At 34.3% G+C, this 15,649-nt stretch carries 17 protein-coding genes; all 17 read left to right on the plus strand.

Annotated features, from left to right (window positions below):
• Positions 1-9: 9 nt before the first annotated feature.
• The 17 genes from DFR78_RS06640 to DFR78_RS06715 all read left to right on the plus strand — a co-directional run bounded on the left by DFR78_RS06640 (position 10) and on the right by DFR78_RS06715 (position 15,631).
• A complete protein-coding gene (locus DFR78_RS06640; RefSeq protein WP_114458059.1) occupies positions 10-705 on the plus strand; it encodes a DUF5058 family protein in 696 nt (231 codons plus the stop codon).
• Positions 706-837: 132 nt separating this feature from the next.
• Complete coding sequence (locus DFR78_RS06645) at positions 838-1,503, plus strand: hypothetical protein (RefSeq protein ID WP_114458060.1); 666 nt, start codon at positions 838-840, stop codon at positions 1,501-1,503.
• A 59-nt stretch (positions 1,504-1,562) separates the two neighbouring features.
• The gene (locus DFR78_RS06650) at positions 1,563-2,756 is read left to right on the plus strand and encodes a M20 family metallopeptidase (RefSeq protein WP_114458061.1); all 1,194 of its coding nucleotides are present in this window, start codon (positions 1,563-1,565) and stop codon (positions 2,754-2,756) included.
• A 329-nt stretch (positions 2,757-3,085) separates the two neighbouring features.
• Positions 3,086-3,331: a pyridoxal-phosphate dependent enzyme gene (locus tag DFR78_RS06655; RefSeq protein WP_199505571.1), complete on the plus strand. Its 246-nt coding sequence runs from the start codon at positions 3,086-3,088 to the stop codon at positions 3,329-3,331.
• Between the two features lie 89 nt (positions 3,332-3,420).
• Positions 3,421-3,801: a RidA family protein gene (locus DFR78_RS06660; protein ID WP_114458062.1), complete on the plus strand. Its 381-nt coding sequence runs from the start codon at positions 3,421-3,423 to the stop codon at positions 3,799-3,801.
• A gap of 386 nt (positions 3,802-4,187) precedes the next feature.
• Complete coding sequence (locus tag DFR78_RS06665) at positions 4,188-4,817, plus strand: hemolysin III family protein (RefSeq protein WP_114458063.1); 630 nt, start codon at positions 4,188-4,190, stop codon at positions 4,815-4,817.
• Between the two features lie 50 nt (positions 4,818-4,867).
• Positions 4,868-6,211, plus strand: coding sequence for a phosphomannomutase/phosphoglucomutase (locus DFR78_RS06670; RefSeq protein ID WP_114458064.1), 1,344 nt, complete (start codon positions 4,868-4,870; stop codon positions 6,209-6,211).
• A gap of 36 nt (positions 6,212-6,247) precedes the next feature.
• Positions 6,248-7,033: a nitroreductase family protein gene (locus DFR78_RS06675; protein WP_114458065.1), complete on the plus strand. Its 786-nt coding sequence runs from the start codon at positions 6,248-6,250 to the stop codon at positions 7,031-7,033.
• Between the two features lie 261 nt (positions 7,034-7,294).
• Positions 7,295-8,185 carry a YegS/Rv2252/BmrU family lipid kinase gene (locus DFR78_RS06680; protein WP_233487006.1) on the plus strand — a complete coding sequence of 297 codons (891 nt, stop codon included), beginning with the start codon at positions 7,295-7,297 and terminating at the stop codon, positions 8,183-8,185.
• 128 nt (positions 8,186-8,313) lie between these two features.
• Complete coding sequence (locus DFR78_RS06685; RefSeq protein WP_114458066.1) at positions 8,314-9,573, plus strand: ABC transporter substrate-binding protein; 1,260 nt, start codon at positions 8,314-8,316, stop codon at positions 9,571-9,573.
• Positions 9,570-11,189 (plus strand): glycoside hydrolase family 10 protein, encoded by a 1,620-nt coding sequence (locus DFR78_RS06690; protein ID WP_233487007.1) that lies wholly within the window; start codon positions 9,570-9,572, stop codon positions 11,187-11,189. Before DFR78_RS06685 ends, DFR78_RS06690 begins: the two co-directional genes overlap by 4 nt.
• 21 nt (positions 11,190-11,210) lie before the next feature.
• Entirely contained in the window at positions 11,211-11,342 is a 132-nt protein-coding gene (locus DFR78_RS12290; protein WP_255416533.1) for a hypothetical protein, read from the plus strand.
• Complete coding sequence (locus DFR78_RS06695) at positions 11,342-12,457, plus strand: CBS domain-containing protein (RefSeq protein WP_114458067.1); 1,116 nt, start codon at positions 11,342-11,344, stop codon at positions 12,455-12,457. Before DFR78_RS12290 ends, DFR78_RS06695 begins: the two co-directional genes overlap by 1 nt.
• 182 nt (positions 12,458-12,639) lie before the next feature.
• Positions 12,640-13,260, plus strand: a complete 621-nt coding sequence (locus DFR78_RS06700; protein ID WP_114458068.1) for a Spy/CpxP family protein refolding chaperone — start codon at positions 12,640-12,642, stop codon at positions 13,258-13,260.
• A 369-nt stretch (positions 13,261-13,629) separates the two neighbouring features.
• Positions 13,630-14,526 (plus strand): DMT family transporter, encoded by an 897-nt coding sequence (locus DFR78_RS06705; RefSeq protein ID WP_114458069.1) that lies wholly within the window; start codon positions 13,630-13,632, stop codon positions 14,524-14,526.
• 227 nt (positions 14,527-14,753) lie between these two features.
• Entirely contained in the window at positions 14,754-15,173 is a 420-nt protein-coding gene (locus tag DFR78_RS06710; RefSeq protein ID WP_114458070.1) for a bacteriohemerythrin, read from the plus strand.
• Between the two features lie 2 nt (positions 15,174-15,175).
• Entirely contained in the window at positions 15,176-15,631 is a 456-nt protein-coding gene (locus DFR78_RS06715) for a chemotaxis protein CheX (RefSeq protein ID WP_114458071.1), read from the plus strand.
• The last annotated feature ends 18 nt before the right edge of the window (positions 15,632-15,649 follow it).

The raw sequence follows: 15,649 nt of genomic DNA on the forward strand, positions 1-15,649 counted from the left end.
AGGAAAATAATGGATCAAGTATTAAAAGTAGCCAATGAATGGGGAGTTTGGCTTGCGGCAGCTCCAGTTGTTATTATTGCTTTAGTTCAGGCTTTATTATATTATCGTCAGTCTATGAAGGTTGGTCAGGAGATAGGTTTAACTAAGCCGGAACTTCATAAGGCTTTTAAAACAGGTGTGGTAACATCTATCGGTCCTGTAATCGCTGTATTTATTGTCATGGTGGGTTTAATGTCAGTAATTGGTGGTCCAATGGCATGGATGAGATTATCTGTTATCGGTGCAGCTCCAACTGAATTGACTGCTGCCAGACTGGGTGCAGATGCAGCAGGGGTTGAATTTGGTGGAGATGGATATAATTTAGAAGTAATGGCAGTATCGTGGTGGAATATGATTATTAACGGTGTCGGTTGGCTCTTATTTGTAGGACTTTTTGCACATAAATTAGAAGATGTTCGGGAAAAAGTTGCCAATGGAGATTCAAGATGGCTGGGTGTGCTAAGTGGTGCAGCTATGCTTGGTGTATTTGGTTATTTGAATGCTGATTATGTACTTTCACTGGGTGGTCCACTTGTAGCAGTTGTTGTTGGTGCATTATCAATGGTTGCTCTTCTCAAAATATCGGAAAGCTTCAGGCCAATAAAGGAATATTCACTTGGTATTGCAATGCTGTTAGGTATGTTTTTTGCTACATTATTAGGGTAATTAGAATTAGTACAATTTAATCAGAAAGATATAATATTCTACTCGATAAAAACAATAGGAAATTATTAAAATCAATGATATAGAATTATAAAAATATTAAATGGTTACAGCAAATAAAAGGGGGAAAAACAATTGACTGACAAGCAGTGGCACGAAGACTGGTATTTACCTGTAAAGAAAGTTGGGATGACAACACTTTTACTGGCAGCTGTATTTTCATTTCTTCCACTTGTATATTTATATTTTGCTAAAGGAATTTTACCCAATTTTACAACCTCGATTAGAGCCTGGGGTCTGGTGGCAGCTTCTTTTGGAGCTTTTTATGTAGTTGAACCGGTTTCCTATTATGCGATACTTGGACTGGCAGGGACATATTTATCATTTCTGACCGGTAATATTTCCAATCTAAGACTTCCCTGTTCTGCGATGGCTCAGGAAGTGCTGGAAGTTAAAGAAGGAACTAAGGAAGCAGAAATCGTCGGAACTCTTGGTATTACTGGTTCTGTTGTAACAAATCTTTTAGGTGTAACACTGGCAGCATTTATAGGAATGTCTATTATTGAAGTACTGCCAGATGTGGTAATACATGCATTTAGAAATTATACTGCTCCAGCTATTTTTGGAGCTGTATTTGGGCAGTTTTCTATGAAATATCCACAGCTTGCTCCGGTTGGTATCGGACTTTCTATCATATTAATTGGATTTTTTGGAGCACCAGCCTGGATAAGTATTCTGGCAGCCGTTTTTGGATCGATTTTTGTAGGTAAAGTATTATTTGATAAAGGTATTATTGACTGATTATATAGTTTAAAAAGAGATAAATATCAGACGATTTTTTGGAATAGGAGTGATAAATTATGAATTTTAAAAAGATGGCTTTAGATATTGAAGATCAGATAATTAAGTGGAGAAGAGATCTGCATCAGATTCCAGAAACACAGCTTGATCTTCCCAAAACAAATGAGTATATTAGAAATGAACTGGATAAAATGGGTATAGAATATAAATCAGGTCTGGCTAAAAGTGGTATAGTGGCTACAATCTGGGCCGGAGAAGGAGATTCTAAAACATTTGCTGTAAGAACTGATATGGATGCACTTGATATTAATGAAGAAACTGGACTGGATTTTGCCTCAACACATGAAGGGAAAATGCATGCCTGTGGTCACGATTCTCACATGGCTATGGCCTTAGGTGTTGCAAAGCTTGCCAGTGAAAACAAAGATAAGCTGGCCGGAAATGTAAAAATAATTTTCCAGCCTGCAGAGGAAGGACCTGGTGGAGCAAAACCTATGATAGAAGAAGGTGCCTTAGAAGATCCAGCAGTAGATGCTATAGTAGGTCTGCATATAGGTACTATCTTTAAAGAAGTAAAACCGGGACAGATTGGTGTTTCTAAAGGTGCAACAATGGCATGTCTGGACAGTTTTCAGATAGAAGTTGAAGGAAAAGGCGGCCATGGTGCCATGCCAAATACCACTGTTGATCCGGTTGCTGTAAGTTCATCAATAGTACAGGAGCTGCAGACACTGATCAGTAGAGAGATAAATCCTGTTAGACCGGGAGTAATAAGTGTCTGTAAGATTCATGGAGGCAGTGCCTATAATGTAATACCTGGAAAAGTAAATATGGAAGGAACAGCCCGCTTTATCCATGAAGAACAGAGGCAGCAGATTTCCAAAAGAATGGAAGAAGTGGTTAAAAAAGTAGCTGATGCCAGAAGAGCAAAGGTTAAGTTTGATTACCACTATGGATATCCACCAGTATTTAATCCAGAAGAGTTTACTGATTACTTTAAAGGAGTAGCAGAAACAGTTATGGATGACGAAAATATTATAGAAATAAAAGAACCAGTTATGGGTGGAGAAGATATGGCATATTTCTTAAAGGAAGTGCCGGGAACATTCTTCTTTTTAGGTGGAGGCAAAGAGATTGAAGGTGAAGTGCATTCCCATCACAACTCTAAATTTGATGTTGAAGAATCAGTATTCCATCTGGGGACAGCATTAATGGCAAAAACCGCCTTTGACTGGCTTGAGAAAAATAAGTAGAGACAGCAGATAGAAAAATAAAATAGCAATATTATTAAATAGTACTGGGTACAAATGAAATTTTTCACTTGTGCCCGGTACTATTTCCTTTTTATGTATTCGGTACATATCTTTTTTTATACTTTTTTTAGAGGAATCCAATAAATTTAGCTGAATAAATTAAATATGTTCTATTCTGCTGGGTATTTTAAAATTTTGTCAGGATTAATTATTAATTAAAGGGGGAAGAAGATGGCTATAGTCACTTTAGATGATATAAAAAATGCAAAACAAAATTTAGAAGGTATTGCAAAAAAACCGAGCTGGACTGGTCAAGAACATTCAGCAAAATGAGTGGGAATGAGGTCTTTTTAAAGCTGGAAAATCTGCAGAGAACTGGATCATTTAAAATTCGCGGTGCATATAATAAAATGTGTAACCTGACTGAAGAGGGAAAGAAAAATGGAGTGGTGGCTGCTTCTGCAGGAAATCATGCTCAGGTTCAGGTCACATTAGAAACAAAAAATGAAGATCATGTGAAGGATATTCTTACCACTTTAGAGAATAATAACTATAGAGTAAAAAGGACAAGATAAGGTTAGAATCATAATATCATTTTTACCCAATCTTATTTACATTTAAAAGAGAAATATTTTAAACAAAATCAATTAGGAGGAATTTTAAAATGACAAAAGAAATTATTAAAACTGATAAGGCACCAGAAGCAGTGGGAGCATATTCACAGGCAGTAAAAGCAGGAGATACAGTTTATTTATCCGGACAGATTGCTATTGATCCGGAAACTCAAGAAATTATTGATGGTGGAGTAGAAGAACAGGCAAAAAGAGTTTTAGAAAATCTTAAGGCTGTTTTAGCAGCAGCAGATTGTACTTTTCAGGATGTTGTCAAAGCAGAAATTTTTCTTGATGATATAAATGATTTTGGCGCAGTAAATGATATTTATGCAGAGTATTTTAAAGAAAATCCTCCTGCAAGAGCCTGTATGGAAGTAAGCAATTTGCCCAAAGGTGTTTCAGTAGAAATAGCACTTACTGCAGTAAAGTAGATTAGTTTTTTTATTTTTTAGACCCCCTGTGGCTTTTTTGGCACAAGGGGTATATTTATGGTTTTTTCTTGTCCATATAATGCTGCTCACTACAAAAGACAAAGATAGTGAAATATCTTAATGTAGCGGCCAGAGAAGAAACACTAGGAATTTATTTGATTGTAAATACTTATCTTTACTCTTTTTGAGGTGGCATATCAATTTAACCCTGGATATTTCCCTGTTTTCCCGGGATTTTTTTCTATTTATATTTAAAAAAGATAAATTTGTGATAGAATATAGTTAAGAAAATAGATTCTGAGTTTCAAAAATTTAGTTTCTCAACTGCAAAATATATATGATTTTTGTCTGATTTGCTGCACTTTAAATTTCAGGAGGTAAAAACAGTGAAAAAAGATGAACGGATATCTTTTTATTCTCACTTAGTTGGTTTTTTTCTGGCTTTGATTGGTATGATTATTTTATTGATAAAAGCTTTTGACAGTCTCGATAAACTCATAATAGCTGCTGTCTATGGTCTGTCTGTGGTTTTTCTTTTCCTGGCTAGTTCACTTTACCATGCTCACAAAAAAGTCGATGACGAAAATTCTATCTGGAGGAAACTGGATCATTTTGCTATTTTTGTTATGATTGCAGGTTCTTACACACCTGTAGCCTATTTATATCTTGAAGGATGGCTGAAGTGGACAATAATTGCAGTACAGTGGGGACTTGTCCTGGGCGGTTTTTTTCTGAAGTTTATGTATTTTAAAACTCCAAGAATTCTTTACACTGTAATTTATCTTTTAATGGGCTGGGTGGGTATTTTTGCTTTCCATCAGCTGTTTATGACAATGCCTACTTTAAATTTAATTCTTATGTTTGCCGGAGGTTTGTCTTTTACAGCCGGAGCAGTATTTTATATTATAAAAAAACCGGACATTACACCTAATTTTGGATTTCATGAGATTTTCCATTTTTTCATACTGGCAGGTGGAATACTTCATTATTTGATGGTTTTCATTGCATTAGGATAACCTGCTCTACAGTTATATTACAGAATCAGATTAAATAGGGAGGCGGTATTATGGATGCATTTAAAGCTTATGATATAAGAGGAGTTTACAATAGTGATTTTGATAAAGAAGATGTATATAAAATTGGATATTTTTTACCCAAACTGCTGGAAACTGACAGAGTACTGGTCGGCTATGATGATAGAGAATCGACACCAGAAATTTTTACAGCACTGGCGGATGGTATTACTGACAGAGGAGCAGATGTATATAAAATAGGTTATGCGACTACACCTATGGTTTATTATGGTACAGCCAAACACGGCTACAAAGCTTCGGTTATGATTACTGCTTCACATAATCCTCCTGAGTATAATGGGCTCAAAATTTCTCGCGAAAATGCACTTCCTGTTGGATATTACTCCGGCCTAAAAGAATTAGAAGAAATGATGGAAAATGAAGATGTAAAACCTGTAGGGAAGAATAAAAAGGGCCATATTTTAGAACACAACTTAAAGGATGAATATATAGAATTTCAAAAAATATATCTGCCTGATCTGTCAGACCTAAACTTATCCATAGATATTTCCAATGGGATGGTGGCTATTTTAACTGACGCAATTTTTGGTGATTATCCTCATTATCTATACAATGAACTTGATGGGACTTTTCCCAACCATGAAGCTAATCCACTGCTGAAAGAGAACAGAGAAGACCTAAAAAAATTATTGCTGGAAAAAGGGTCTGATCTGGGGGTGATATTTGATGGTGATGGAGACAGGGTGATGTTTTTGGATGAAAAAGGAAATTTTATCTCTCCTGATTTAATTATTGCCCTGCTGGCAGAGTATTATCTTGATCAGGGTAAAGGAAAAAATATTCTATATGATATCCGTACTTCCTGGTCTGTAAAAGAACATATAGAAAAACTTGGTGGTCAAACTCATATGTGGAAAGTAGGTCATGCTTATGCCAAGCTAAAACTCAGAGAAATAGATGGTGTGTGTGGTGGTGAACTGGCCGGCCATTATTATTATAAAGACTTTTTTTACTGTGATTCCGGTATGCTGACAGCTTTGGTGGTGCTAAATGTTGTTTCAAGGCTTAAAAAAGAAGGTAAAACTATTTCGGAATATATTTCTGAACTGGATAAATACGCTTCTTCTGGAGAAATAAATTTTAAAATTGAAAATAAAGCAAAAGTAATGGAGAAGGTAAAGGATTATTTTGTTAATAAAAAAGAACCTGTTAATTTCTATGATTTTGATGGTTACCGTCTGGAATATAAGGACTGGTGGTTTAATATAAGACCTTCTAATACAGAACCCTATCTTAGATTGGTTGTTGAAGCTAAAAACAAAGAACTTTTAGGTGAAAAAGTAGAAGAGATAAAAAAAGTGATGAATGTTGAGTAGAAAAAGATAAAATTGAGAAGAAAAGGAGCTGATTTTATGCAGATTCCTGTAAAACGTTGGTATGAAGCTGCTGAAAAACGATATTCTCGTAAAAAATATCAAAAAAAAGAAATCTCTAAGTTCACTTTAAGATCTTATGAAAAATTTCTTGAGGAATTAAATCAGATATTTCCTGAAGTTCGGATCAAGCTTTTTAAAGAAGACATCTCTAAACTGCTGCCGGCTCTTGAAGGCAAATATGGAAGTATTACAGGTGCACCTTATTTTATAGCTATTATTGTAGAAAAAGAAGGTGACTACTGCTGGGAAAAGGCGGGCTATGCAGGAGAAGCAGCACTTTTAGAGGCAACAGATCTGGGTCTGGCAACCTGCTGGACTGCCGGCCGTTATAAAGAGGAAAAATCAAAAGTAGATTTAGAATTAGAGCCTGATGAAAGGCTGGCCGCTGTTTCTCCACTTGGGTTTTCTTCTGAAAATTATCTTTTCAGCCAAAACTTTATATCCAAATTATTTCCCCGACATGACAGAAAATCACTTGATGATCTGTGTGAAGGTGGTTTTGATTCTGACTGGCCTGGGTGGATGAAAAATGCGCTTAAGATAGCAAGAATTGCTCCTTCCAGATTAAACAGACAGCCTTGGCGTTTTAAAGTTGAATCTGACAGGATTATAGTGGAATGTAAAGGAACACCAACTGCATATAGGAGGCTGGAATGTGGGATTGCCCTCCTGCATTTAGAAATTGGAGCTAAAGATGGTGGTGTAAACGGCAAAGTAGAATTTGGCGGAGAAGGGATAGGAAGTTTTAAGAAGGAACACTGATTATATATTTTAGGCCCTGGAGTTCAGTAATTTTTGGGCTTCCAGGGTTTTGATTTATACTAATAGATCTTCTGAAAGATGTAGACATCTTCCTTTGTGGTGGACACATCTTCTATTAAGAGTATAACAATAATCTCAATATTTTGACAAGATTAGCAATAGATTCTGATATATTAGAAAAAGTTCATAATAAGATCTTATTTGAATAGTTTATATAACAATAGATGTGGTATAATACGTAAAGGGAGGTATTGTTTTATAGTGAAAAAAGTAAAATTAGTTTATAATCCATATGCTGGGGATCGATCTTTTCCCAGATATTTAGATAGTTTTATAGAAAAATTTCAGAAAGCCGGTTATAAAGTAGATATATTCCGCAGTATGGAGCCAGGAGATTTTGGTAGAGGTCTTAAAAATATAGATGAAAACTTCAGCTTTATTGCTGTCGCAGGTGGTGATGGATCTGCTAATCAGATGTTAAATGTAATGAAAAAGAAAAAGATAGATCTTCCCCTTGCGATTATTCCTGCAGGTACAGTCAATGATTTTGCTTCTTATTTGGGAATGACACAGAACATCGAAAAAAGCTTTGATAAAATATTAGAACACAATATAAAAGAAATAGATATTGGCTGTGTAAATAAACAGTATTTTTTAAATGTATGTGTGGGTGGAGTTATATCCAATATATCTCATGGGACAGATACTGAACTTAAAAACAGGCTCGGTAAAGTAGCATATTATCTGCATGGAGTCACCGAACTGCCGAAGGTAAAACCGATGCCTTTAAAAATTACAACTTCTAAAAAAGTACTTGAGGGTGATTTTTTAGTATATTTTATTTTCAACAGTAAAGGAGCGGGTGGATTTAAAAATGTGGCTCAAAAAGCGGCCATAGATGATGGAGTATTTGATTTTATTGGAGTTAAAGTAGGCAACTTGATAAAATTAACATCTGCAGCAGCCCGGCTGTTTCAGGGAGAAAAAGTTGAGAGTGAAAATCTCATTTATCTTCAGGATAATTACTTTAAGATAGAATGTCTAAAAGAGGACTGTAATACAGAATTTTGTGATGTTGATGGAGAAAAAGGTCCTTCTATACCACTGGAAATAAATATTTTTCCTAAAAGTCTTAAGGTTTTTATAGGTTGAATTTACGATATCAAAGCAAAAATCAGCGAAGTATTTTATACAGTTGAAATAATCAGTTTACAAATCAAATTTTGATAATTATTATCAGTTAGATTTGAGGTAACGTAGAATTATTAGGTGGGAAATTTATGAAAAAAATATTATTTATTTTAATTATAATAATAACTGTTTTTTCTGCTGGCAAAACTTTATCTGCTGAAAAAACAGAAATAGAGTTCTGGACTATTAATTTAAGTCCTAGATTTGATGAGTATTTTGAAAATTTAATTGAAAATTATGAAAGAGAAAATCCCGATATAAATATTATATGGGAAGATAATAGTTTTTCTGCTGTTAAACAGAAGCTGCTTTACAGAATGGCAGAAGATAGGAGTCCGGATGTTGTTAATCTTTCTCCTGAACTAATGACTTCACTGGTAAAAGAAGATCTGTTATATCCTGTGAGTAATTTTGATAAGGATTTTTATCAGGATTATTATCAGGGTCTTTGGGAGGTCGGAGTATTTAATGGGAAAAGTTATGCTTTTCCCTGGTATTTAAGTACACAGATAATGATGTATAATAAAGAAATTTTTATGTTTGCTGGAATTGAAGAAAATGACTATCCTAAAAATATTGACGAATTAAAATTAACTGCTGAAAAAATAAAAGAAAATACAGGAATATATGGATTTATGCCTCAGATAAAGATACATCATGAATTTATAAAGGCTGGTATAGAACTTTATACAGAAAAAAATGGCAGAATTATGCCTGCTTTTAATACTAAAAAAGCTGTTGAGATATTAAGGTGGTATCAGAATTTAATGCAGAAAGATTTAATTCCGGCAGATACTCTTACGGGAGGATATAATCTGGCATTAGAAAGATATATTAATGGAGAGCTGGGAATACTGATTACGGGACCACAGTTTATAGATAAAATCAAAGAAGAATCCCCATATATTTATGATGTTACAGCTGCTGCCCCACTGGTTCTTCGAGAAGGAGAAAAAATTAGTGCTGCACTTATGAATGTTGTAATTCCTAAAAAATCAAAAAATCCTGAAAAAGCAGCTGAATTTGCGCATTATCTAACTGGAGCTGAAGCTCAGCAAGAATTTGCAGAAAAAGCAAATGTTCTTTCATCTGCAAAAAATGCAGGTGGAGAAGATTTAAAAAACAAGAATGGCGATTTACTTAAATCAGCAGTAAGAGAAATTTCTAAAAAGCAGCTCAAAAAAGCGGTTGATATGACATTGAAGCTGCCTCAGGCGGATGAACTCATTAGAGTAATGGATATAGAATTTGGCCGGGCAGTCAAGTCAAAAAATACTGCAGAAGAAGCGGTTAACAGGATGGAAAAAGGCTGGCTGGATATTTTAAATAAAGGGAATGAAACAGAATGATGAAAAATAAAACTAAATTAATTATAATATTTACTATAATTTTTCTGGTAGTAAATAGCATTCCAACAGCAGCAGTCTTTAAGCCAGAGCAAATGAGACAGGTTTTGATGAAAATAAGGGAAGCCGAAAGGGAAATCAGCAGAGCAGAAAGAGAGATAAATAAAGCTGAATTAGAATTTAAACTCTATAATGAAGAACAGGCAGAATATTTTTTATCTGAATCAAAACAATATCTGCAGAAAGCAGTGGAATTGTACGAAAATAACAGAGATGCTGAAGTTGAAGCTGCTGCTGTAAGGGCAGTAGAAATGGCAGATAGGGCAAAATTGCAGACATTAGAATCCTATCCTGTGCAGTTTCGGGCTTTCTGGCTTGATAATGGTACTATAGCAGCTGCTGGAGGTAGAGAAGGGATTGCAGAACTTCTGAATATGGCAGAAATGGCAAATTTTAATGCTGTCCTTCCGGAAGTGTTTTTTAAAGGAAAAACTATAATTCCTGATAATGAACTTTTTATACAGGATGAAAGATTTAAAAACTGGACTGAAGACCCTCTAAAAATAATAATTGAAGAAGCTAAAAAAAGGAATATGGAGGTTCATGCCTGGGTCTGGGTTTTCAACGAAAATACCCATGGTAAGCCGGGAATAATACTACAAGAACATCCTAGCTGGGCTACCAGAGATAAAAGTGGAAATATAGTAACATATCACAACAGCAGCTGGTTAAGTCCTTCCAGAAAAGATGTAAGGACATTTTTGATTAAGCGGTATGCCTACCTGGCAGAAAACTATGATCTGGCCGGTATAAATTTGGATTATATAAGATTTCCAGAAGAATACAGGGCCAGCTATGGATTTGATGAGAATACAGCAGCTTTGTTTGAAGAAACAACCGGTATTAATCCTTTTGAAATAAAAAGTGGCAGCAGTCAGTCAGCAGAGTGGAATAAATTTAGAGAAAGTTTAATTACACAGATGGTAAAAAAAACTTCAGCAGTGCTGAAAAATATCAAGCCCGGGCTTATAATTTCTGCTGATGTAATTCCGGGAAGAGAAGAAGCGAGGTATAGGGCGCTGCAGGACTGGTCACTCTGGCTTAAGGAAGGTTATCTGGATTTTGTTTTACCCATGACATATACTGAGAATTTATTTTCAGAACTAAGTCAATGGATTCAAGAAGATACAAAAGAACTTGATTACCCCATATATCCAGGGATTTCGGTATTTAAATTGTCACCATATCAGGTGATAGAACAGGTTGATGAAATTAATAATCTGAACAGAACAGGCTTATCACTATTTGCAGCTGCCCATCTTACGAAAGAACACTATTATATGTTAGGAGAAGGTCCTTTCAGGAAAAAAGCTCTGCTTCCATATAGGAATAGTTCTGAGGCAGAAAAAATGATTTTTGCCGTGATTAAAGAGCGTATAAAGCTTATACTAAAAGAAAGCGGAGCTGAAAATGAAAGTGATCTGCTGGATAATTTATCAGGTAATTTAGATACTGAAAAAGATTTTTTAAATTATCTTGAAAAATTAAATATATCTAAAGATATAGAAAAACTTAAAACTGATTACAGATATCTGCAGGAGCTGCGGCATGATAATTAATAAATTAAGGAAATTTGGGTGATGAAATTGAAAGACCGGAACTTAAAAACTACTATTCTCGCCGTAACACAGTTTGTTTTTAAAAAAATTACAGATAAAGTTGAGCTGGCAGGAGTTGTTGATATTATAAATTTTTTGGGGAGGGAAATATAGTGAAAAATTCCTTAACAATTGGAGAATTATTTGGTATACCTGTTAAAATTCATATTAGTCTGCTTATAATACTCCCGTTTTTTGCCTGGGCTTTTGGAAATAATATTATTTATCTCAGTGAAAATACAGAAATTGCTCGCAGTGCACTTGTTTTAAATCCATACCTGCTGGGATTAATTATGGCGGTAATATTGTTTATAAGTATTCTTTTTCATGAGCTTGCTCATTCGCTTGTGGCCAGAAGTAAGGATATTAAAATAAATGATATAACTTTAATGCTTTTTGGTGGAGTAGCTAATATTGATGATATTTCTAAAGATCCAAAAGTAGAGATACAGATAGCTGCAAGTGGTCCGCTGACCAGTTTAGTATTAGGTATTTTACTGATTGGATTTTCACTGATTTTTCCCGGCTTTTTTATAGAAGATATCAGGCTTGTTACACTTTATTCCGGACAGCTAAATATTTTTCTGGCTCTTTTTAATCTTTTACCTGCTTTTCCTTCTGATGGGGGACGTATCTTAAGGGCTTTTCTGGCCCAGAGGACTTCTTCTTTGAAAGCTACAGAACTTGCTTCAAAGATAGGGAAAGGATTTGCTTTCTTTTTCGGCCTGGTGGGTTTTATGACAGGCAATTTTTTGCTTGTCTTTATCGGTTTTTTTGTTTATATCGGAGCTTCACAGGAATATCAATTTAGCACTATAAAAAATGCATTATCCGATCTGAAAGTTGCGGATTTAATGACTACTGAGGTGAAAACTGTGCCTGCAAATATAAGTGTACAGCAGCTTATAGAAAATATGTTTAATTATAAACATTCCGGTTTCCCCGTTGTTAGAGATGGAAAGGTCGTAGGAATGGTTACAATGGAAGATGCACAAAAGATACCTCAGGATGAGTACAGAAATACATCAGTTCAGAGTATAATGTCAAAAGAAATTCATTCTGTAAGTGCAGAAGATGAGCTTTATGAAGCATTTAAACTGTTATTTCAAAAAGACATAGGTCGGCTTTTAATTTTAGAAGATGATGAGTTAAAAGGTATAATTACCCGTTCTGATATTTTAACCGGTATTAGAATCAGGCAGCTGGAAAATTATCACTCTTCGAATTAGAATTTAACAAATTGAAAAAAGAAAAAAAGAAAAGAGTGCTGAAGCTGCTGAGAAGTATAAAATGAAAAAATTAATGCAAAAAAAATTAAATTATTTTCTCAAATTCATAATTCCTTCAAATTTAACTCCTATAATGAATTCAGAAAGTAAAATAAAACTTTAAATTAAAGGGGTTGAAAATAATGAGAAAAATTTTAGTAGGAATTTTAATTGTTAGTCTGGCACTGTTTGGAGTGGGTAGTTCTGTTATGGCATATGGTGGTTATGGTATGAACAGGGGTACAGCTGCTCCACAGGTGGGTACTGGATATCAGTCTGTAGAATTAACTGAAAATCAAATCGACAGGATTTCTGAATTGAGAGAAGAGTATTATAATGAAACAGATGAGTTGAGAGATCAGCTCAGAAATTTAAGATGGAATTTGAGAGATCTATATCTAAAAGGTGCAAGTAATGAAGAAATAGGAGCAATTGAGAACGAAATAGAAGTAATAGTTGAAAAGCTGGCGAAAATGCGTGGAAAACATCAGCAGGATATAGAAGCACTGCTGACAGAAGAACAGCTGCAAGAAATTGAGAACAATAGAAATAATTTTGGTCAGAGATTTGAGGCAAGAGATTACGGAAGATTTGATGCACACTATGGTCCCCACGGCAGTTATGGTCCTGGTATACGAGGCAGAAACTTTTTTGGACGGGGAAATTATAATAACTTTGGACATTGGATGGGAAGAGGATTTAACGATTTTAACAGATATCCTGGTTATGGACATTATGGAATGGGTCCTGGATTCTGCTATTAATTTTGTTTAACCAGGCTGAAGTCAAACAGCAGGAATATTGTAAATAAAAGATTAGAATAATCCGGTATATATACCGGGTTATTCTTTTTTGTGTTTAACTGTAGTATTTTTTGATTACTAAAGATTAAAAATATGGTGATAATTTTGTATAAATTGATAATTTAATTGAACAATGCAGTATATCAGGTTTTATCGATTACTGAGGCTGTTTAATATATTTTTATAGTGCTTATCATAAAGTATTTTGTTATTAATATCAGTATTTTATTAAATATCAATAAGCTCTTTACAAGTACTTTTAACCCCTGTATAATTGCTGATGATAAAACTCAGATAAGGAAATAATAAAAATAATTAGAGGTGTTAAAAGTGAATGATAATGAAAAGGGCATAGCTTATATGCTTTTGTCCTCACTGTTTTTTGCACTTATGGCAGGAACAGTAAAGTTTTTGGGTGAGATCCCGCTGGCAGAAAAGATATTTTTTAGAAATTTGATCGGAATGTTTATTGCGGCTTATATGATTCGGAAAAATGGAAGCAGCATAAAAGCAAATAATATTAAAATGGTGCTGTTTAGAAGTTTATTCGGGGTATTAAGTATTGCAGCTTACTTTTATGGAATTTCTCAGCTTAAGATGGCTGATGCAGTTATTCTAAATAAGATTTCCCCGTTTTTTATAATTGTACTGGCAGCTGTTTTTCTTAAAGAAGAAATTGGAAAACCACAGATGGCTGCTCTGGCATTTGCAGTAGTTGGTGCAGTTTTTGTAATAAAGCCTAGATTTGATGCATCTATAGTACCCGCCCTTGTAACACTTAGTTCCGGGATTTTAGCTGGTACAGCCTATACAATTTTAAGATATTTGCGGAAAAGTGATTCGGCTGACACAATAGTATTTTATTTTTGTGGATTTTCTACTTTGGTGTCCATTCCTTTTATGATTTTGGGCAAATTTGTGGTTCCTACCGCAAATGAAATGCTGGCTCTATTTGCTGTTGGTGTATTTGGAGTAATTGCTCAGTTTTTTGTTACTAATGCTTACAGACTTGTACCGGCAGGGGAAGTATCGATTTATGCTTATTCTAATATAATATTTTCTGCATTAATAGGTATTTTTCTTTTCAGTGAGATTCCAGATATATTGAGTATTTTTGGTGGATCTGTTATTATACTGGCTGGATTTATTAATTTTCAGGCCGGGAGGAAGAAAAAGAAAAAAGCTGGGCTGGAAAGGAAAAAAAGACTCAGTTCTCAGGCTTCATAGAATATGTTTTAATATTAAATATTTGCTTTAAGGTAAATTATATAATACAAGTACGATCACGGTCAGCTGTTTAAAGCTGACCTTACTTTTTTAAAAGCAGAGCGGCCATGCATATTCTTTGTAATAATAAAAAATATAAGGTTTAAGAAGGAAATTAAATGCTATTATAGAAATATATAATAATCATTATTAATAATAATTTTAAATTCATAAGAAGGAGTGAAATTATGATCTGGCGTGATGATTATAAAATAGGAGTAGAACTTGTTGATAAACAGCATGAGGAACTTTTTAAAAGGCTTGGTAATTTTATTAAAACTGTGAGGAGTGATAGTGAAAAAGATGTAAAAAAAGAAGAAGTAGAAAAAACACTCGATTTTATGGGAGAATATGTAGTTACACATTTTGATTCTGAAGAAGCTCTTCAGAAAAAATATAATTATCCAGGTTATGAAGAACATCATGAAATACATGAAAATTTCAAACAGGAAGTAATTGATTTTCAAAAAGAATATAAAAATAATGACTATAATGAAGATTTTGTTATGGAATTCAGCGGGCGGCTGCTCACCTGGCTGATAAATCATGTAGCCTCAACCGATCAAAAGATTGGTGATTATATAAATTCTATTGAGGAGGGAAAATAATAATGAATGCAGATTATTTAAATCCGATAATTGCAGCAACTGATTCTGTTTTTCAGACAATGCTTCAGCTTGAGCCAAGAAAAGGAAAAGTTTTTGTACAGGAAGGGCTTGTAAGCAGAAAAGAAGCAAATGTGATAATTGGAGTTACTGGAGATATTAAAGGCTCCATTATATATAGTTTTTCTAAAGATATGGCACTTAAAGTTGTAGAAGCGATGTCAGGGATGGAAATGAAAGAGCTGGATAAATTTGTGACTTCTGCTATGGGAGAACTGGGCAATATAATTAGCGGAAAGGCAACAACTAGTCTGGCAGAAAAAAATTTCACCTGTGATATTGCACCACCACAGATTGTTACTGGAAAAGAGGTAAAGATAGTTACAGATGCAAAAAATGTACTTTCAGTTACATTTGATACTAATCTTGGTAGTTTTGATGTCAGTTTTTCTATAAATTAATCAGCTATTGCCCCAATA

This window comes from Halanaerobium sp. MA284_MarDTE_T2, assembly GCF_003337245.1.
Classification (GTDB): domain Bacteria; phylum Bacillota; class Halanaerobiia; order Halanaerobiales; family Halanaerobiaceae; genus QPJE01.

Coding starts and splice junctions, on each gene's coding strand:
- DFR78_RS06670 (WP_114458064.1), top strand. CDS start 4,868: ATGGATGCATTTAAAGCTTATGATATAAGAGGAGTTTACAATAGTGAT.
- DFR78_RS06710 (WP_114458070.1), top strand. CDS start 14,754: ATGATCTGGCGTGATGATTATAAAATAGGAGTAGAACTTGTTGATAAA.
- DFR78_RS06655 (WP_199505571.1), top strand. CDS start 3,086: ATGAGTGGGAATGAGGTCTTTTTAAAGCTGGAAAATCTGCAGAGAACT.
- DFR78_RS06640 (WP_114458059.1), top strand. CDS start 10: ATGGATCAAGTATTAAAAGTAGCCAATGAATGGGGAGTTTGGCTTGCG.
- DFR78_RS06700 (WP_114458068.1), top strand. CDS start 12,640: ATGAGAAAAATTTTAGTAGGAATTTTAATTGTTAGTCTGGCACTGTTT.
- DFR78_RS06685 (WP_114458066.1), top strand. CDS start 8,314: ATGAAAAAAATATTATTTATTTTAATTATAATAATAACTGTTTTTTCT.
- DFR78_RS06690 (WP_233487007.1), top strand. CDS start 9,570: ATGATGAAAAATAAAACTAAATTAATTATAATATTTACTATAATTTTT.
- DFR78_RS06660 (WP_114458062.1), top strand. CDS start 3,421: ATGACAAAAGAAATTATTAAAACTGATAAGGCACCAGAAGCAGTGGGA.
- DFR78_RS06650 (WP_114458061.1), top strand. CDS start 1,563: ATGAATTTTAAAAAGATGGCTTTAGATATTGAAGATCAGATAATTAAG.
- DFR78_RS06715 (WP_114458071.1), top strand. CDS start 15,176: ATGAATGCAGATTATTTAAATCCGATAATTGCAGCAACTGATTCTGTT.
- DFR78_RS06675 (WP_114458065.1), top strand. CDS start 6,248: ATGCAGATTCCTGTAAAACGTTGGTATGAAGCTGCTGAAAAACGATAT.
- DFR78_RS12290 (WP_255416533.1), top strand. CDS start 11,211: ATGAAATTGAAAGACCGGAACTTAAAAACTACTATTCTCGCCGTAACA.